Below are 20,715 nucleotides of genomic sequence, written 5' to 3'. Positions count from 1 at the left end.
CTCATTCACGCCGCTTAAGTGAACCCCTGATTGTATCGAACGAGTTTAACCGTGTGAAACAATCGGAATCGGCGACGATACCGATACTATCCGTGCCTGCGCTTCGATCATGCCTGTCAAAGCCTCAGGAGTGACTGCTTGCGTGGGCTCGACTCCGCTGGCTTGCGAAAACAACCAACTGAAATCAAAGGCGCTGGTGAATTTGGAGGTGGTGGAATGAAGTAGCGAAACATCCGTCCAGAATTCGGTGTCAGAGATGACGGCCGCAAACAATCCGGGATTCATGTGGTTAATCTGGCTTAGCTTCAACGTCTGATTGACCACGGTCGATAAGGTTGTTCCATCGGAACGCAAGAGCGAAAAAGATGACGTCGTGCTTTCCGAGTTCAATACCAGTTCCAATCCGGTCGTAATTTGGCCCGTCGCTGCATTCTTCAAGTCCAGGTCCTTCCATCTCACGGCCTTGCTCGGAATCATTGTCTGCGGTGGATCCTGCCGCGACTGCCGCAGTATCTCCGCATCCCAGAGAGCGACGGTCAGCTTCTTAAACTGGCGTAGATGTGCGGGTGGTCCGACAAAGCGGAAGAGTAGCCGAATCGCGCCGGATTGCCTGAAGCCGGTCGATATCAGGTCGAAATACGCGGCCTTGTATGTCTCAGGGACCGAAATGTCCGTCCTCCCGCACAGGATCGCTGCCGGTGTCTCGAATTCCACAACGCGTACGCTATTTTCGGGTGGACGAAATATTGGCGCAGGATCACCGGGCTTTGGCGCGTTTCCTCTGCTTGGAAATAGTGTGGCCGTGGTGCCTTCGAGGGTGGCCGAGCGGCGATAAATCTCTATCGGCCGGCCAAGGTCCTTCTCGTACCATGTCGTCAGTACGGCGAGATGCCGATGAACATGAACGGGATATTTATTCAGTAAGGTCGACGGACACAGCCAGACCGGCCCAAATTCACCACTGCGGCCAAACGTCAGTTGCTCATGATTGCTCGACAATTTCGCGACAAGGCTGGTAACGCGCGCTGACTCTTCCTTGAATTTCGTGCCGTCAAAGCTTGCTGTGTGAACAAAATCGAAATCGCGATTAGTCTTCGTCCACGCGATTGCGGTCGGTGCGCTCGCTATCGTCGCCCGAACCGACGGCTCCGAACCTGTAGTGTCTACAGACAACGTGACGGCGACAAGTTCGCCCTTGTCCGATTTCGGCGGCGACCACTCAAAGCCCGCCAGCATCAATGGTGCATTGCTGCGGCCGTGCGCGGTTGATGCTGCTCCTCCCCTCGGCCGGGCAAGGACAGTCGTCGAAAAACGACCCGGAGCTATCGGCTGATGCAAGACAACGATTTCGTCCGCAAAACTCTTGCGCAGCCGCGCGATCTCGACATCATGCGTCAGCGCGCCTGCGACGCCGTCCACGGCAGCTTTCATCGTCTTGATCAGGAAATTCTGCCCTGATTCTTCGATCGTGACGAGCGTCTGCGTCCCCCCGGTCGACTTGTAACCCAACAAACGGCGATTGCCGGTTGGCAATTCGAATGTGAACCACCAGCAACGTTCCGAAGGAATATCGTCGGGAAAATCGGATTTCGAGGGGGCCTCTTCCGTGGTCCAGGCCGGGTCGATGTAGCGGCGCATCGATACGCCCAGAAAATGCTCCTCCATCAGCCGGTCTTCGCCCGCCACGGCGATCGGCGACAACACCACCATCGAGTTAGGAAACGCAGGCGCCGGCGCGTTCACCTCATCGAACGTCAGTCCGATCGGACCTTCGGCCGTCAGTGACATGCCGGAAGCAGCATCTTTGTCCAGCGGACGATAGTCAAGATGCGGGCTGGGACCGATCTCCTTGCGAGAGTCGAGAATCTCGACGGGAACAACGTCTCCGTCCGGCTCGTCTTCCTTCGCAAAACCATACCCGAAGCCGGTCTTGATCTCGGAGGCTATACGGTCCGCGAGCCCTCCGCGTGCATACGGCGGCTCCTGTAGGACGCTCAGAAGAGGGGGAGCAGGTCGCCGTGACTCGCTTGCGCCCGGCGCGGTCGTCAGCGGAATTATCGCCCTGAGCTGCGGCCGGGTGAGCAAGATGCGCGACAGGTCCGCCAGCATGGCAACCCGCACCGTCCAAGCCTGAGCCGTGTTACGCACATCTTCATTGGTATCCCAGGCCCTTGCCTCGCGATCCCCGATCTTTCGCAAGGCACCGGCATAGCGCGAACGCAAGGTGAAGCGGTGACGGAAATACGTCGCGGACGCAGCGTCCCAGACGTGCTGCTGCAGCACGGTCATGGAGGGCAGCGGCAACAGCTTTTTCGTCACGGTTTGCGCGTCGATATCCGGTCGGTCGAAGAAGGCTTCGGCTTCGAAACCGGAAAGCACGTCGTCTTTGTCCAGAGCCAAGGGCAGAGCCGGGCTCGCCGCCGCGGCAAGTTTCACCCCACACGCAGGGCCGGGAAAATCCCTCGGCTTCACATAGTGGTAAATCGGCTTGCCCGACGCCCGCCAGCGCTGGGACGTGACGTCGATTTCGCCCAACAGCCGCCACTGACGCCGCCGCTCGTCGTCCGACAATTTTGGCCTCGTCACGATGTCGTAGTGGCGCGATCGCTCGGCTGGCCTTGGTACGATCATGTCTGCGGCCAGCTGGATGGCCTTGGGCAGATCCCCCCCGGAGATGGCAGCCATATTGTTGAGCATCGTCTCGACACGGATGGCTGTGGACGGAAAGGCAGAATGCGAGCCGTCGACCTGACGGGAGGCATATTGCAGCATCCTGGGGTCGATTACTTCCGGATGTTTATTGATCGAAAAGAAATGGTAGTTTGGCACAAGCGCGTCAAATGACAGTCGCGCGGACAAGCCGGGCGGCAGGGTCGCCTTGAGATCCGGACTCAGCGACGGGTCACCGGGCGCGGATTCGATTTCGATTTCAAATTTGAACTTCTCGTCGACCTTTGCGAAGAGCTTTTCCTTGAGCAGATTGGGCGTCCAGCTTGGATTGAGGGGAAGCCCATTGGCGATTTCGAGGAGACGGCCCGACAGATTGACGGTGCGCTCGAATGCCGGCGCGGGACGATCGACCAACCGGTCGACAACCACAAATTCGACGCGCACACGTTCGACGGCAGGATCAGGAAGCCGATCGAGACTCGCTGCGAGTTCCTCGTCCAAATGCCGCATGACGTAAGCGGCCAATAATGCGCGTTCGAGCCGATCTGCCGCTGTCTCGTTCTCTGGTTTGAAAGTCTGGTCCCGCAAATCCCGGTTCGAGAACCATCTTTCAAAATCGAGATAGCCAACCCGAGGGGTTTGCACCTCGGCCCTGATGCCGGTCGCAAGACCATCCTTCCAACCCACCTCGTTAGGCGCCAGGATCAGAAGCGGTGCATCGACCCCATCCGGCTTGTGAGAGCTCGTATCGTCAAAACTCAGAGACGCTGGGTCGTCGCCAGACTCTAGCGTCATCCGGAGCCACAGGCATTCGACACTTGTCGAGAAATTCTGGATTACCTGCGCAGTTCCGCAGGTAACGGTTGCACGCACTTCCCATAACTCTTTGCTTACGCGGTTGGCCGAGACATCGATAGATATCTCGTTGATCTTCGCTAAATCATCGGCGTTTTGCGGCAAGTCAAACGGAAACTCTCTCTTCTGCGGGGCATCGTCCGGCATGGCTTGGCCATCGAACAGCCGCAGCACCAGCCGCTTCGGTATCCCCGCCCAGCTTGCGTTGGTGAGCTGCCAGCTTGAGGAAACCGACGCGGCGCCCTTGGCACTGCCGATGACCAGCGCCCCCCTGCCATCCGCTTCGCGAAAAACATTCCGCACACCAGGCGTTGCTTTCTTGGCAAGTAGACCGACGCGAGGATAATCACTGGAAAGCGGAGTCACGTCCTCCAGGGGAGCACCAATGCGGCGCTTGACCGAAGCTTTCCAGCTGTTCGATCCGACCACGCGCGTCTCGGTCTCCCGTAACGCCATTTGTCCGATCGCGGTCCGGCGACTGTAACTCGCCTCGCCCACAAGCTCGGGCCTGACACCTTTTGGCTCCTGGACGTTCCTGTCCGGCATCCACGGCCGGAGGTGCAAATCCTTCAATTGCAGATCCAGCGGCAAGGTGCCGGCATTACTGGTTATGAAAGCGAAGCTCTCAAACTTCCGGCCATAAGCAAGCCGCGGAAGAAGTTCGAAGCCGGCGCCGGCGTAATCAGCCGCATTATGCCGATAGAATGGAAGGAACGTCCTCTCGCTGCCCGAGCCGTCATTGTCGAGCATCGTCTCCTTGAATGTCGTGTTTGCGAACGGAAATCCCTCATACTCGAGGAACATCGGCCCCCGGCCGTCGCTGGCAGCCGGTAACATCGGATGAATTGCGGCACGGACGGTCTTGTCAGGATTTGTCGCGGCATCATCATCGCTGTCCCACGTAAGATCGGCGAGATTGGCATGGGTCCACGGGTTTGCTTCTTCCGGCTGCACGTCAATTCGGCGCACGGCAACGGCAATCCCGTTGAAGAACTTCCCGAACTCATCGATTTTGGAACCGTCGATGTTCGCCGCGACCTGGATCGGCAGCGGATGAGGAGCGCTATCCGGAATAAATCGAGCGTTCGGATCGATCGACAACGCCAAGGGCTTGACGGCCTCGACATAGACCGACTCGAGCTGCGCCCGCACCGGGGCCTGATCGATCGTGCCGGGGAACGTCGCCATCGGCAACGACGTCGCAATCTTGTTGAAGCACCCGCTCGCGGTCGCAGGCAGCAATCGCTCAGAATAGAATTTTGCCTCAGCGACCAGCTCGCTGAACTGTTTCGAGGTGGACGTCGAAGGGTATTTCATCGCGGCCAAAGCAGCCTTCGTGAACTCACTGCTCGCAGAGCGCCGTACCGCCTCGGCGCCGTTGAACGGGCCTGCGAGCAACGCCCGGTAGGCGCTCCAAGCCTCCGCGGCCGCCCCCTCCACGACGGGCAGCAGTTTTGCGTTGCCGGTCTCGCCGATCTCACCGAGATAATTTTCCGCAATTAGGGTAGGCAACTTCTTGCCTCCCGGCATCGAACTCTCGTTCGTCTCGATGAACCTGATTAGGGCCGCCTCCACCCCCGCTTCATCGTGCAGCTTCTGTTCAACTTCGGCGACAGCCGTCGCCAATATCTCCACGCCGAGATCTTTAATCAGAAATTGCACATCGGCATCGGCTCGGTCCCACTTGTGGGCTGGATCTTGATGATACTGGAGGAGCGCGTTCAGCAGCTTGATATTGACCGCTGTATCGGGCGCTGACTTGATGTCGAGCACGTACCGCAGCTCTGCCACGAGCGGTCCGGCGGTGGGCAACCCCTGCGCGAGCGGACTGCGCCTGATCGCGGCGCGTAGTGCTGCGGTGACCGTCCGCGCCTTGTACGGTTTATCCGGGTCCTTCAGATCGAATTGGCCGCGGACCTTGTCGTCGATTTGGTGTAACAGGGCCGTCACCAGCGGCGCCAGAATCTCGCCTTCGCTGTCGGCGCCGGATATTGGCTTGAGGACACCTATCGCGACCATGTCCAGCGCCGCCGCGAGGGCGGCGGCCGCGTACCAGCCAGCCGCCAGCGAAGGTGTCCAATCGTTCTGTCCTGGCGCTGTCTCGGTCGACTTAAAGAGCGCGCGATAGGCGTCTTCGGTTCCGTCGGCGGCCAGAGGCGCGGCCAGTGCAGGCCCGGCGGACATCAGCGAAGCCGCTCGGTCTTCAAACCATTTGGTCGCGCGCCGGAGGTTTGCCGCATCTTGATCGACCTTCAGATAGCCTTCTGAAGTGAGCATGTCGTCGATCTTTGCCGGGTCGAGCGTGTTGCTTATGCCTTCGCCAATCTTGCTGGTTCGACATTCAATAGGACCCATCTCGCCCAGTGAATCGTAGCCGACCTCCGCGACGTTGGGGACTTGCGAATTAAACAGCAGTATCGGCGGCTGTGGCGTCGCACCCGGATTGTCGAAATAGGGCAACACGACGTAAAGCTGGCCCGACGTTGACGCCCGCTCCAATTGAACAACATGTGTCAGCGAAAACTTGTGGGCAACCGGCGCGTTCCACGATTGTGCCGCGCGAAGCCGATCCGTTGCACCGGCCTCCGTGACGCTGACCTCGACATCGCCTCCCGACTTAGACTTCGCTTTGGTCGACCAATAACGCGCTTGCGGCTTTGGCGGCAACGGCATCTGACTATCCAGCCACGTCAGCATGTCGTCCGGGTCCCCGAACGGAGCCGTCTCCGATAACTTCTTGGGTACCTTCCCGGCGTAAGTAAAGTTGGTTGGCGAGACCATTCGCCAGAGATGGAATTCTACTTTCCGAACCGATCTCAAGAACTTTGCAAAAAGCTCGCGCGCGAGGTTCTCTTCTTGATCCACATCGTCCATATCTTCCTTTGATGGACATTCGAGGCTTAAGTTGACTGCATACGAACGCGTGTCGTCAGTGACATCGCTCGCGTGAAACTTGGTCGGCTCGATTTCCAGCAGGCTGGTGATGAGAGGATCCCGCAGCGCCATGGTCTATTTCCTCACCTGCTGTAACTTGTCCGCCGCGTCCTGCAGCTTCTTTGCCTTGGCTGCAAGTTCGTCACTGGGTTCAACACCCACACTTCCGCTCGTCGTGGTCTCGGATTTCCCGCCGCGCAACTTGTATTGCACGCCCGCGCGTGCCGTGATCTTGAAGAACCGGGAGATACGGATTTCGACGGCAAGGGTGCCGTCAGCGTCGACCTGTCCGCTGTCGCGATATGTCATGCGCAACATCAGCACGATGCCGACCGTTACAATTCCGGCAACGTTAACGTGACCGGCGATGACGAGAACGGCTGAGATCGACAGGCCGCCGCCCGGCCGTCCAATGACTTTGCGGTAGTTCAGCGCGCCGGACAATGTGATGAATACCTGGCCGACAAAAGGACCGAAGGCAAACGCAAGTGTAGCCGATCCGCCAGCTCCGGCCTCGACCGCGACGCTCAGTTCGGAATCGAATGGCCTGTATTCCGCATCGACTTGAATGTAGCCGGTGCCACCAATAATGAAGATCGAGAAGATAAATGGCCTCTCTACCGTCGACAAGTTGAACCGATTGGCCAACATGAAGTCTGGATAGGCAAGCAGTCTAAAGTGATTCTGGATCGAGATATTTGAAACACCGCTGGTGCCGAACGTCAGCGAGAGCGGCGGCACGGCGAATTCGTGTTCGATGCCGATTGGTATGCCGTCCAACTTGATGACTTTGAGGCCACCGATCTCGTCGGGGAATAGGTTCGACAGAAAATCCTGAATGAACTTGAATGAGGGATTAAGCCGAATGTTCTTGGGATCGAATTCGATCTCGAGCCCCTTCTCCTTTGTGAAATTCAAGCCGAACTTGTCGAATCGCACCATGGATTGGCCGCCGACGGCCACGTCGATGCTGGTAGCGATCCGTCCGAACCCGGTTTCGGAGACCTTGTCCTGATCCTTTGACGCCTCGAGCCGGACCTGGCCGGTCAGGGCCGGGTCGACGAAATCGGCCTTGAACGGACCGATCGTAAACAGGCTGCGGCGACCCGGCATTGGGGCGTTGATATCGACCTGAACCCAGGCACGTGCCTGCTTGGCGTCGAAGTCATGAGTCACGCGAACGGCGTCGCGGACGCTGGCCGGTAGCTTCGAGCCCTTGAACAGACTGTCAAGCTTGGCGCCGCCGAAATTACGGAAGACCTGGCCGATGTCGAAATTGGAAAGGTCCGCGGGCAACAACCGATCGCCGATTTTGTCGAACGGCAGCGAAAGGCCGAGCGCCTTCAATTCGTCACTCATGCGGTTGAAGAGCGCGTTGGCCTTCGTCGTATCGATGATGTCCGAGAGTTCATCGAAGCCCGACCGTATGCGGTCGATGTTAGCCTTGAGAGCCGCAAGCTCGGGCGCCGATGTCACCGCCGAATAGAGCTTCAAGATGTTGTTGGGCACCGCCATGGCGCCGCCTTGGTCGATCCTGCCAGCGGCGTCGAACACCCGGTCGGCATACATGCGCGCCGTCTCAGTCGAGCGGGCGAGATCGTTCTGCAATCCGCGGACGGAATGATCAAAGGCCTGAACGACGGCGATCAGGCTCTTGGCACTGTTTGCGAGGTCGCCTAGGGCGGCGTTGATGGGACCCACGACGCCCTTGTCCAAAGCCGCGGTTAGTTCTTTGACTTTGTCCTCGTAGAATTTCTTGGCGTCATTGGCCAGCCCTTCTACGAAGGCTTGAGCCTGATCAATGCCCTCAAACGCAGCCTTACAGGCGAGGGACACCTGCTCCATTGCGCCAAGCATGTTTGCGTTAAGATTCCTGAACGGCTCGGCGATGGCCTCGCTCAGTCCAAGCAAGCGCGCACGGATTAGCTTTAGGGCCTTATCCGCATCCTGCATCGCTGCGTCAGTCAGCGGCTGGAGCACCTCGACGAGCGCTGGGCGAATAATCTTTTCCCTTACGACGGTCTCGAGCAACTGACCGGGCGCCAGCGCCAGCTGCACGGCCTGTAGCGCGTCGCGAACATCTGCGATCGGAACGGCAATTGCCGCTTCCGCGCCGCGGACCTCGGTTCGGATTGTTACGAGAACAGCCTTGATCTTACCGGTGATGCTCCCGACCAGAAAATCCAGCAGCTTCCCGATTTCCGCCAATTTTTCTTCGAGCTTGGTCAGCGTGGCGGCGATCACGGCCGTGATCTTGTTTGCACCGGCTTCGACATCCGGCCAAATCGCCTCCAACTGACTCCGGACCTCCTCCTCGAATTGTGCGGCAAGCTTGACAAGGTCTTCGGCCTTGTTGCCGACTTCGGTCACGATCGATGCGAGCGCCGACGACAGGTCCACAATCAGCGATTTCAGCTGATCGAGCTGATTATCTTTTACTTTGCCGACCTGATCCAGTTGGCCCCTGACGGAAATTACCGAGCCTTTGGCCTTGACCGCTACATCATTCAACGCAGTAAGCGCTTTCTTAGCTTCGTCCTTGAGCTCATGGGTCGCGCTTGAACCGTCGACTGCCTGAACTGCCTTTGCGATGTCAACGACGGCCTTGTCGATGAGTGGCAGCAGGGTGTCCAGTGCGCCTCGCGCCTCGACAAGATAGGGTTCGACCATCCCACTTAGCGACCCGACGTCTGACAGCAACGTGCCGCTTGCCTGCGATATCTCACTCAACGCCCGCGCGATGTGACCGCCGATGGCTTGACCGACATCATTGAGTTCCGCAGCAAAGCGCTGCCGCGCCTCTTCGATCATTCCGGCGAAGTCGTCGGCTACGTTGCTGACGCAGGCGCGCAATCCGGCATGGAATGCCTTCGTCCGCTCGGCGGACCACGGCTTGGCGCGGTCGTAGCCCGCAGCAAACTGGTCGATCCGCCGCAATGCGCGGTCGACCACCGCTTCGAATTCGGTGTCGAGGTCGAGAAGGATTGCGCGGACCTTCTCCACGTTTTCCTGAACGTTGCCAACGTCCTGGCTTGCTTCACTGAATAGCGGCCGCAGGTAAACGGTGCTCAGGTCGAGCAACACCTCGATCAGCACCGCCTTGTTCGGAATCGGCTCCGGTGGGTTCAGCGGGTCGGGCTGATACTCAAGCTTGGGAAGGACCCTCTCGGCGTCGGCCGCCCAATCGCTCAGCGCCGTTCGTACCAGCATTTCCTTGCGCTGGATCATGCCGACGGCATCGGACTTCAGTTTTTCGCAGGAGGATTTTACGGCTGAAAGTTTTCCGAACGATTTCTTGATGGGATCGAGAAACTCCGTTGCCTTCCTCTGCGCGTCATCGAGATTCCCGACAATTTTAGTAGCTACCCCCTGACCGTTGTTCCACTCATCAACCAGGTCTTGTAAACCTTTCGTCACACCATTCAGGTCATGGGCAGAGATCGCCCCCTTCAAGGCGGCAATTTTGTTCGAATAGTCCTCGGTCCCAGCCGTCCCACCCGTCCCGTCGCTTTGCCAGTAAGCGATCTGCATGATCGGCTCTGGATCAACGGGTTTCAATTGAGCAACGCCCTTCAGCAGGTCTTCCAATCCCTGCTGCAACTTCTTCTCGTTGTCGGAAACGTGCGTTGCGCGCACAAAGCTCACCGACTCCAAGCCGACATAGAGCGGCCTGCCGGCTCGAGCGGCGTTGATCGCAGTCTTTTGCGCTGCGGGCGCCAGCCGCCAGGTGAACCGGCGCAGGCCCGGTAGGAAACGGCTGACCGCCTTGCGGCGCGGATCGGCGCCGTGCGGCGTATCGGCTGCAACTTCGGGCCTCTTGTCCACTTCGTCGGCGATAGCCTTCGCCGCCGGCATATTGGCATAGTCGAGGTTGAGCAGCGGCGCCCAAAGATTCGTATCGCTGGTGACAGCGGTAAAATCGGCGAAGAAGAAGAGAAAATCGGGATCGCGGCATTCCTGCGCAACGACAGGCTTGTCGCCTTCACCTTCGGCGGTCGTGACGAACGCAGCGTCCGGCATAGGATAGACCTGCGGCCGCTCCCGCGCACTGAGGCGGTTCCAAAGCGGAATCTGCCAGCCGAAATCACCGACCTCGCTGCTCCAAGCGCTGTCGACGTTGATGATCTTCGAATTGAAGCGGACGCGCTCCAGAAAGCCGGCACTCCTCGGCACCGCATTAGGGAAATCCGGGTAAGCGCGTTCCGGCTCGAGCAACTCGATGTATTCGCGCACTTTTCGAAGAATCGGGCGACGCGACCGCGTCCTGTCTGGATCGTCCTTCAGCTTTGGCGCGAATTGCGCCGACGGGTTGACGGTACGCTCATACACGACAACATGCTTGGCGCGATGCCAGAGCGCGCAGATGCGGCCGATGACCTCGACCTTCTGACGTTCAACATAGCCGTTACGGGTCTCGCTGATGATCGCCACAATGCCATTGAGAAATTCGGCTTTCTGCGTCGCATCCCCGCCTAGGGGCGAAAAGGCGATCGATTCAATCGCTCCGCCGCGGGATTCCGGCCTGCGAACCAGAATATTGAAGAGATTGACGGACTCGACCGGCCACAAGGCCCCACCGCTCAGGCCCTGAGGGTGTTGGCGCGGCTTGCTGAAGTCGTCTTTCGCCAGATCCGCAGCTTCGCCGCCGATTTTCGGAAGCGCGCGGTGATCGCCTTCGGCGTCAAGCGCCGTGAGGGGCGCGCGGTGAAGCGCTGTGCCGCGCAGCGCGAAGCTGACGCCCTCAGAAAACCGCGCCGGCGTGAAGTCGACTGCCGAGTCCGGATCGCGCGCCCATATCTCTAGCCTTTCGGGACGTCGGGCGACAGCACGCGACAGATCCTCCCAGCGCGCTTTCAGGTCGACGTCGGCGTCAGGACCGGGAACTCGACCGCTTATCTTTCCGGTCAAAGCCTCGATCTCGGCCACCCTCGCCTGCCGCGCAATCGATCGTTCCTTCGAGACGTCGATGCCGACAGACAGGCCGTAGAGGAATTCAGCGCGAATGAACGAGACTGCGGCCCCGAGCCCATACTCCCCACGCTGTCGGAAGATGTCGTAGCTGGCGGATTCGGGCATGAAATAGCCGCGCGCGGCATCGCTCGGACGAATCCAGATCTCGGCAGACGGCGTCAGGCGAAATTCTACCGCGCGCCGCTTCAGGCCGCTCTGGATTTCGAGGGGTTTGCCGTCCGCGTCGAGGTCGGCAACGAACGGTCTCGCAGGTGCGTCATCGGCAGGCGATCCGGCGAGGTCATGAATTTCCAGCCGGCGCGGCTTGTCCGCGCTTTCTCCGACGGACTGCGGCGGCAATACATAATGATAGTGATCGGTGACTTGCTTAAACTGCCAGATGCGGTCATCACCCGAGTAAGACGCAACCGCGGCGGTTCCGAGATCACCGCGGTCGCTCAGCGGACGGTGGGTAAAGCGCAAGACCGAAAACGGCTCCTGCGACAGAATCACGTAGGAGCGATCTCCGGAATCGGCAGCGTTTTCCTTAATATCTGCTTCAAGCCATCGATCCTGCGTTGGCGAGATTGTTTCGGTCGCCAACAGGAAGAACTTGGGCGACGTAGGCGACGCAAGCGAGGCCTCGGAAACAGGGATCAGGAGTGGCGCCGGCCTGCCCGTACGGTCGTTACGGCGCACATCGACCCCGAGGGGCTCGACCTTCGATGCCTGAAGAACCATGCGAATGGACGCCGCAATCAGCCCCGGTTCGAGATCAATCGGCGGAGCGGCATGGTCCATTGCGTGCCGCACGCCCGGCCCACCGGAGAGGAGGTAGCCCGGCTCCAACGCCCAGGTCGACATCCGCTGCGCCTGATCCGGATCACGCCAGTCGAACTGCAGCGACGAAAGCCGGCCTCGCCAGCTGGGCGAACTTCCGATAGAATCGAGCTTGAAAGATGCAAAAAATGGCTCACCGTTTGAGACGGCATTTGCACTCGTCGGTGGCCAATCTTTGGCATGCGATAGCTTGACGAGGATCGTGCCCTCGACAAACTTGTCAGCGACGCTCGGCTTCTGGAAGAACGTTTGGCTTTCGGTAGTGAGATGTAGAACTCGGTCGCCTGAATGGGCCGTGTCCTCGGAGGACTCGATAAGATCACTCTCGCTTGCTAGGCTGAGGCGCATCGATGGGCGGACAAAAGTGGCTTCTACACGGTTGCGTTTGTCTGGCCGCCCCCATGACACAATATCGTTGCCGGTGTCGTCGACGAACCTGGCATCGGTCGGGGACCCATAGAGGGCGAAGCGGACCTGCTGCGTGTTCTCGACCGAAAGATCCGGCAGAAATGACTGCGGCAGTCCTGCTTCAACCGGAATGAGGGAGTCACGCACTTGCTTAAACGAGTACGCCGCCTGCGGCAGCGTACCTGCGGTGAAGTCCCTTGTGGGCGAAGCTGCCGCAATGATGCCCTCCGATTTCAGGATTTGCTCGAGCCAATGCATCCTGAGCGTCGTGCGAAGCGACCAGTCGGTGTTACGATCCATCCAGATCGCGTCGTCGGGAATATCCCAGGACAGTTCGCAATCTGCGTAGACCGTGGCAGCCGTTCTCAACCAGCCTCCTGTTTCTTTCGCGAGGCGAAGGCTGAGCGCATCGCCGCTCCAGCGAAGATCGTCGGCCGAGTTGCCGTCATCTTGCGACGCCACAACTGCGATGCGATAAATGAGTCCCCACGTCGTCTCGTTGTTACCGGTTTGCGGAGATGAAAAACGTAGACTCAGATCCGCAGTGCTCGGACTTTCCCTTAGTTTCAGCCAAGCCGTGTTCGGGTTTACGGCAAAGCCATATCGTCCGAGCAAGCCGTCGTAAAACACCTCAGCCTTGCGGGGCCAGAAATCGTGCACATCAACGTTAGCGGGACGGGTGCCGCCATGTCTATTCCCTTCGTAAACCGCGAATCCTCGATCGCTTCTCTTTGCTCTTGCCGCGAAGCCGAATTTGCCGAGAAACGGTTTCTCGGGAAATGTCTCATTCTTGAATTCGAATGATGTACGGTTGCTGCCAACCCAGCCACCTACCAGTGCCAGAATTTTGCCTAGCCTGTTGCTTGGGAGGCTCGTCGCGTATACCGCGCAGAACGGAAATGCAGCGATGTCCTGAGCTCCACCCAGATTGGTACGCGGAACAGGCAACGGCAAATGCAGGTTGAACCGGAAAACTGATTCTTGTTCTCGCCCTTCCCCGGTGCGGTAGACAACGAGTTCGCTATAGACCGTCTTCCCTCTCTCGTACTCGCAATGCTGGACGAGCGGCCATCTGATCTCGTCGACTTCTTCCGATACCTTGTACTGGTCGATCAGAAATGCTCCGCGAAATGCGACCCGTACACCGTTCGGCGCGCCTTCTGTCGGGCTATCAATCCAGATCGACGCTACCTTGTCTGAACGATCTTCGAACCACTTAACCGGGTCTGATACCTCGTAGATATTATTCTCAGGAAGGGCATCCTCCGCAGGCTCGATCCCTTTCGGCACCCACCGAAGATATGCGTGGTATGAGCTGTCGCCCTCCTTGAGAACATAAAACACTTCAACTGTTCCCGATTGCTTGCGGGCCAGATGCACATCCGGGCGAGGTGGCCAGCTAAAATCGCCGTAAAGTCTGAATAATAAGGCCATTTTCGAGCTCTCCCGCTTCCAAGACGTTCTTCAGACCGTTCAGCTGGTTGCGAAGTTGAATTCTCATGCTCGATATCTTCTTGGGCAAGGCCGCGCGGTGGCAAAAGTCGTCTACAAGCAGCAAGCGTCTACCGCTTGCGCGCCGCTGCACAAAAAGATCAGCAGCTACATTGCGGACAAGACAATTGCGCGATCTAGGAAAACTCCGGAGACCGCGTTCCTGTCTTTCGATCAACCAGCGAACCGTGACAGCGGGTGCCCCTCACACCGGCGAATGAAAATCAACATCTCTGGCAATAGCGCGTCAGGACAATCCAACTTGAGCAAACCTGACGACACAGCTTGACTGGCTTTTGGGCGCAGTGCAAGCTTAGGTTGATCTAGCGCTGCGGCAAATCGCGCAAGCGCGTGCAGTGCAAAAGAGCTGCATAGAAAGACCGTTCGGTCAGGATACTTCGGCGTCCACAAACCGAATCTTCGAGCGCGGCGCGCAAGGCGGAAGAGATGTCGTCCACTCTTCGGGGCGGCAGCAATCACGGATGGCCAGGCGACGCGATCGGATCGAGAGGAGCGCGCTAGAACGCTGACATTCAGGATCGGGACGGCGGCGCATTCGTCATGGCGACCATGTTCGGCATGTATCCGTTCCTGATGAAACTCTACGCCGATGGCGGCTATCAAGGCCCGCTGTTTCGTCGCGCCGTGGCGAAAATAGTGGCGCAGGTGCACATAGGATCGTCAAGCGTGCCGATCATGCAAAGGCATTTGCGTTCTCCCGAAGCGGCGGGTTGTCGAACGAACGTTTGCATGGCTCGGGTGTTGCAGACGCCTCACCAAAGATTGGGAGAATCTCAATCGTAAGGCGCTGGCTTTTCTCCGCCTCGCTTCAATCAGGCTCATGCTGAGAAAACTATGCAATCATGCATAATCTCTCCGGACAGACTCTAAGCAAAAGGAATCCGACCTCAGCAAAGGCACTATGTTCAAGCAGATTCGAGTATATATTTCGCTATCAAGCAGTGGGGGGATGAGTAATCTTCGTCGATACAAGTTTTGTTTTGTCGGCGACATCGATAACCCAGCGGTCTCGGAGATATTCTGATCCTCGTTGGGCCGCGGTTTAGCGATTTCAAAGGTTGGGAGAGGCTGAGATGGTCATCACTAGCCGCGTGCGAGGTCTGGCGTCGCTGTTGCTGCTCCTAATGGGCTTCCAGGCGATCTTAGCGGTTCGGGCCGCTGAGACAAATCCGCCATGCACATCCTGGATAGAGCCCCCTCAGTCCGGCGGCAACGGTGTATCGCAAATTCTTAAAGACATACCACTGATTACGACATGGGCTGAACTCCCGGCTGACGTGAAGCAAGAACTGCAAACGCATGCAGATAATCGTCTCGCCGCCTTTCGTGCCCGCTGGGGAAAAGCAGCTCTGACCAGCAAAGAGGCCGTTCTCTTGCGATGCCCGACGCCTGCGATGGGCGTTGCGATGGACGACTACTATCGAAAGTCCTACGACAACATCTTGCCGACGACTTTTTCGGTCAGGGATATCAAGAATGCCGACTTCTCTCGCGCCCTCGTTCGCAACTATCTCGGTGCAATGGCCGCGTACCGCGCAACCCTGACCTACCCTGGTCAGAAGCTCCCAAATCGCGACTGGGATGGAAAATCTTTGTTCGACTCAGTCCGATTGCCCGACCGCGAGACATTTGCCGACATCGAGGCATTTAATTTTACCGTCGTGTCTGATCTTCGCGTGGTCGACGATGCAATCCTCGCCGAATATGAGCGGGTTTTGAAGCAGAGCGTATTGTTCGACGCACGCGCGCGTGCAGTGGGCGCGTTTGCTCATGATAGCTTTGGTGGTTCGGACATGGAGGTAACGTGCGAAATCGTGTCACTGTACAACGACGTTGTACAGGGCTTCCACGTCGATGGAGGGCGTCCCCGGATATTCGCAAGCGACGACGAGGTCTTGCGCGAAGTAAACGCGATCTACCTAAACAGCACTTCCGTGAAATGGCTGGATGTCGGAACGTTTGCCGCGACCAAGAGCCCGATCTGCATGGAGTCCGATTCGGATCTCACGAGGTATGTCGGCGACCCTGACAGAAATGAACTCGCCAAAGGAATCGTTCTGTTGCGGAGTTGGTGGCTTGAGCGAATTTCCGCAAGCGCTGATGCCAGCCGAAAGTGCACGATCTACTCTGCCGCAGACCGTGTCCAAGCCTGGGAAGCGTTCAGTGCGGACCAGCGCTCGAACAATGACGGCGGATCCTCCATGGCTACCTACAAAGCCCAACTTGACCAGTACCGGGCGAACAAAGTCGTAGAATATCGAACTACAGCAAAATTCGCGCTTCAGCAGGTCTTTCCAAACGACGACATTTTGAGCATGCAGCAACGTCGGCAGGTGGTGGACATGATCGATGCCGAAACAGCATTCGGGCTGTTCACGGACAAGATCGCCGTAGCGCTGGATAAGGCGCAAGATTCCAACAATGGCCCGGCCGCAGTCGCCTGGAAAGTTGCTTTCGATCGTAACGTGGAGCGGATCGGAGAGAAGTATGCCGAGGATGAAGTGAAAATTAAGGAAATGTACGAGCAAGTAAAAACTTGGATCGCTGCCCGGTACACTGGCTATCCGATCGAGATCGCCCCACTCTTTTCCAGATTTCGCTTCACGGTTAATGACTCGGGTGGCGCGGTCACATCCACTTCTACCGGAGATATAGACTTCGGCATCGGTACCGTTCGAAGCAAGATGGAGTATTACAGCCTTTTGCTTCACGAACTGAGGCACGCCGTTGGCTACGCTTGGCGAGCTACGGCCCCCGATAGATCGAAGGTTGCCATAGACATGGGAACCGCCGTCGAAGGTTCGGGTGTAGCTGCCGAGGATTTGCTACTCAGGCCGTTTCTGAAGGAGATGCTGAAGAACGACCTTGTCTATGCGCTGTATAGTTTAGACTACGGAATACGGGATGCGCGATTTGTCGGCACCACGGACGCTACCCTGCAGAAGTATTTTCGGAGCGATTGTTTGGAAGAAGCCAGTCCGAACACAATTGATTTCACCAAGCGGATTGCGGAGAGCTATGGCCTCACAGGAAGCAAGGCAGACACTGTTGCTTTGCGCTCCCATATTGGAACGCAGTATTTCCAATATATTTCCGCCGGCGTTCAGGTGTTGGACGATATCGCTTATTTGCAACAGCGGATCGATCCTAGCAAGACACATCAGATCGATCCTTATGTGCTGTTCGCCTGTGGCTTGAATACCCCGGAGAGGAGTCAAGAATATTTGGGTAAGTTAACAGCTTGCCTCAGGCTCTGAATTCCGAGATCGATGGGCGAAACGCGATGAGAAGTCCATGGCCGACACGACGGCGGATTTCGTGCTTCGGCTTCTCACGATGTATGCGCCGTTCGGTGTGGGGTCGGATCGCGCTTCTAGCCAAATACAGCCCCGGGCTGCAGATCGGACAGTCCTTCGACGAACTTTTCGAACTCTTTCTTCAGCACTCTGTTATTTTTGCCCGCCGCGGAGTGGAGTCCCTCAAATCGTGTAAGCTTGAGTTGATCGGACACTCCAGCCATCGCGACATCAACAGCCGCTTTGGCAATGGCGACATCACCTTGGGCCGTGTCTTGAACTGTGTTGAGGCAATCGCTAAGCACATGCCGCAAAGCTGCGGGATCAATTTGGTGGATGCCACATGTACCGTCCGCGCGAAATTCGGCTATGGCGTCGCGGATACTCGTAAGGATCTTATCCTTTTCCTTTTTTTCCTGTTGGGTTGTGTTCGCTCACCGCAAATGCTCGATCGAGCGAACAAACACAGGTGCAACTGGATCCCTCCATCTCAACGAATACGCAAGCTCAACGAGGGTACCTGCTTTGCCAGGGCGCAGCACGATTAATCTATCAGGTGTGCCGCCGTTAATTGGGTTTCGTCCCATCGATGAAAGCTTCGTTTGAAGCACTACTCTTTGAGTGCCGGGCGCTAAATCGACATGATCTGACGGACGTCCCGACAGGACGCTGATCATGGGGCCGGATGGGCGCTCATCCAACTTCGCCTCTTGGCATCCCAGCATGGCAAAGCTTTTGACCGAGCGGTCCTCCGCATTTGGCTCGCCACCGGTCGGCAAAATGGCATCTCTGGTCCCGATCTCGTGGCCGATAGACCGAGCAAGATCCGGCACCTCCGAAGCGACAGGCTCTCCATTGCGCCGACAACACCGATGATCGCCTTGCGAGGCATGGCAGTCCCCAACGAGCAATGCCGATTTGCGGATCAATGCCAATGTTGCGTTGCAACGGACAGGCGCCGTTTCACCTTCATCGGATCCCTATCTTATTCCCTACCGGGAACCACCGACAGGTCTCCTTAACGATCGACGATCCAATGCGACCATTCCGGATCCGCAAGTATCGGCCGAGTGGAGGCAAACTTTGCAACCAAAAGGTTGAACCTCGTAGTCGGTTGCAGTACGGTCGCGTTACCATTTGTGGATAACAACACTCATTTGAGCAGGATCAGATTATGACAACGGTTGTTACGCTAGATGTGTTTTCAGGGTTGCCGAACCCGAGTTGGCAATTGACGGCGGTCCAAGAGAAGGAACTGGACGACCGGATCAGAGCCTCATCGACTTTCACCCACTCAAGGCCGTCTGGTGTCGTGGGCGGATTGGGCTATCGCGGATTTCACATCGCGCAGCACGTCGAAAGCTTGACCGGACCGAGCCGCCTGTTTCTGCATGAAGGCATTCTTGATAGAGGCCTTGGTCTTGCCAACTACGTTGCCGATTCCGATATCGAGAACTGGCTAATCACGACCTCAGCGAGTGCCACAAACGACGAAGTCCGCCAACTCGTCAGTTCGCGCATAGCAGCTCACGCTCAAACTAGATTCGATGCCAATCTGGCTGGTCCGCCTTCATGCCCGCCATGTCGCGCCGTGGATGCGCCGGCCTACAACCCTGGCCTCTGGAATGTTCCCAACATTCAGCCCTACAACAACTGCTACAACTACGCGAACAATAACGCGACAAATACCTTCGCTCAGCCAGGTCGCGCCAGCGGACATCCTGCGACGGCCATGGCCTGCAGCAATGTGGATCCTGCGGCTCAATCCGATGGATTGAAACCGGCAGCGAACTTCTCAAATCCCTTGTCCGCCGGTTCCGGCTGGTACGTGGCCCTAGTCGTTTGGCCGAACAATGACTATCATTGGTATCGACAGGACGATGTTGGATGTTGGTCGCATAAGCCGGGACAAACGGCGGCGAGGAACGTCGATAATGCTGGCGCTGCAATTTCTGATCCGCAGTCTTGTAATCGCGGGCCTTATACCGATTTTTGTACTTACATGGTCACGAGCCGAAGCGTTCACATCCGATGAGGTCCGCGCATGGCAAGCTAGGAACTCGATGGAACAGTTACCCGATCGCGCTCAAGTCGAGATTGACGTTTTTTCGGGCCGCCCCAATCCAACGTGGGAGCTAGGACGCAGAGATCTAACTGCGCTTCTAAGGCTGCTCGAGAAATTGAGTAAGGTGAAGTCTGCTGCCGGTGCGGCAAACGGACTCGGTTTTCGTGGCTTCAAAGTGAGCTTTGCCACGAGGGGTACTCAACGAGAACTCTACGTCAAGGGCAACTCGGTGACCGATGGGCCTCAACGTTTCTCTGACAATCACAAAATAGTCGAAAAATTTCTTCTGGCGAAGATGCCGCCTGAACTTCATGATCAGTTTGACGCCGTCCTACCCCACTAGCTGGTCTAGTAGGCCGTGTACTCATTAAGCGGCTGGCCGCCTGATGTCTGCTCCACCCTAATGGCGGCCGTCTCACGCGCGAACTGATACGCACTGATCTGCTGTCCGTCAAAAGCAGTTTCGGGGGTTTTTGAGGCGGTCGCTGGATCGCCAGTGACGATAATTGGCACGTTTGTGTTCGCCGTTGGCAGACGCCTGCAACCCGCTTACACGATTACCGCGCCGGCGGCGGACGACGGCACCATTCTTCTGCTCGACGACCGCTTGATCGTTCTTCTTGTACGCGCGAGCGCGTGACTTCGAGCTGGTCTCTCCTGACCGACGGATCCAGGCCGGCGCCGGCGCAAGCGCTGCTCGAACTCGGATTCGGGGCAAAGAGTTATCATAGCGTGGATTACCTTTAGCAAGATCGAAGGAGATAGCGCCTCGATGGCTTGATTTCTTAGGTACATGAACCGCCCCGGGTTTGCCGGAGGCTCCAACTCCTGAGAGGATGGAGCCATGACGAGCAAGACGACGAACAAGTTTTCACCCGAGGTCCGGGCCCGAGCGGTTCGGATGGTTCTGGATCACGCCGGCGAGCACCCTTCGCGCTGGGCGGCGGTGACATCGATTGCGGCCAAGATCGGCTGTACGCCGCAGACGCTGCATGACTGGGTCAAGAAGGCGGAGATCGACAGTGGGCAGCGGGCCGGCGTTCCGACCGACACGGCCGAGAAGCTGAAGGCCCTGGAACGGGAGAACCGCGAGCTTCGGCAGGCCAACGAGATCCTGCGCAAGGCGAGCGCTTATTTTGCGATGGCGGAGCTCGACCGCCGGTCCAAGCCATGATCGCCTTCATC

At 57.7% G+C, this 20,715-nt stretch carries 6 protein-coding genes, 2 pseudogenes and 1 other annotated feature; of the genes and pseudogenes, 6 read left to right on the top strand and 2 right to left on the bottom strand.

Features of this window, described 5'->3' with window-relative positions:
* Window positions 1–45 precede the first annotated feature (45 nt).
* A complete protein-coding gene (locus N551_RS0120330; RefSeq protein WP_027568452.1) occupies window positions 46–6,531 on the bottom strand; it encodes a hypothetical protein in 6,486 nt (2,161 codons plus the stop codon).
* Between the two features lie 3 nt (window positions 6,532–6,534).
* Window positions 6,535–14,091 carry a hypothetical protein gene (locus tag N551_RS0120325; RefSeq protein WP_155809840.1) on the bottom strand — a complete coding sequence of 2,519 codons (7,557 nt, stop codon included), beginning with the start codon at window positions 14,089–14,091 and terminating at the stop codon, window positions 6,535–6,537.
* 582 nt (window positions 14,092–14,673) lie between these two features.
* Here N551_RS0120325 and N551_RS0120320 point away from each other — a divergent pair.
* The 6 genes and pseudogenes from N551_RS0120320 to N551_RS0120295 form a co-directional block, all read left to right on the top strand.
* Window positions 14,674–15,019, top strand: a pseudogene (locus tag N551_RS0120320) (transposase); the annotation flags it as partial.
* A gap of 223 nt (window positions 15,020–15,242) precedes the next feature.
* Complete coding sequence (locus N551_RS0120315; protein ID WP_027568449.1) at window positions 15,243–17,426, top strand: hypothetical protein; 2,184 nt, start codon at window positions 15,243–15,245, stop codon at window positions 17,424–17,426.
* A gap of 83 nt (window positions 17,427–17,509) precedes the next feature.
* Entirely contained in the window at window positions 17,510–18,013 is a 504-nt protein-coding gene (locus N551_RS0120310; RefSeq protein WP_027568448.1) for a hypothetical protein, read from the top strand.
* Between the two features lie 626 nt (window positions 18,014–18,639).
* A complete protein-coding gene (locus N551_RS38250; RefSeq protein WP_155809839.1) occupies window positions 18,640–19,500 on the top strand; it encodes a hypothetical protein in 861 nt (286 codons plus the stop codon).
* 28 nt (window positions 19,501–19,528) lie between these two features.
* A complete protein-coding gene (locus tag N551_RS38245; RefSeq protein WP_155809838.1) occupies window positions 19,529–19,873 on the top strand; it encodes a hypothetical protein in 345 nt (114 codons plus the stop codon).
* 501 nt (window positions 19,874–20,374) lie between these two features.
* Window positions 20,375–20,715 (top strand): annotated as a pseudogene (locus tag N551_RS0120295) (transposase); the annotation flags it as partial.
* Window positions 20,659–20,715, top strand: a sequence feature (AL1L pseudoknot). This feature is flagged as partial in the annotation. It overlaps the preceding pseudogene by 57 nt.

The sequence above is a fragment of the Bradyrhizobium sp. URHA0013 genome, assembly GCF_000518345.1.
Classification (GTDB): Bacteria; Pseudomonadota; Alphaproteobacteria; order Rhizobiales; family Xanthobacteraceae; genus Bradyrhizobium.
This window is presented reverse-complemented; position numbering and strand designations above follow the sequence as displayed.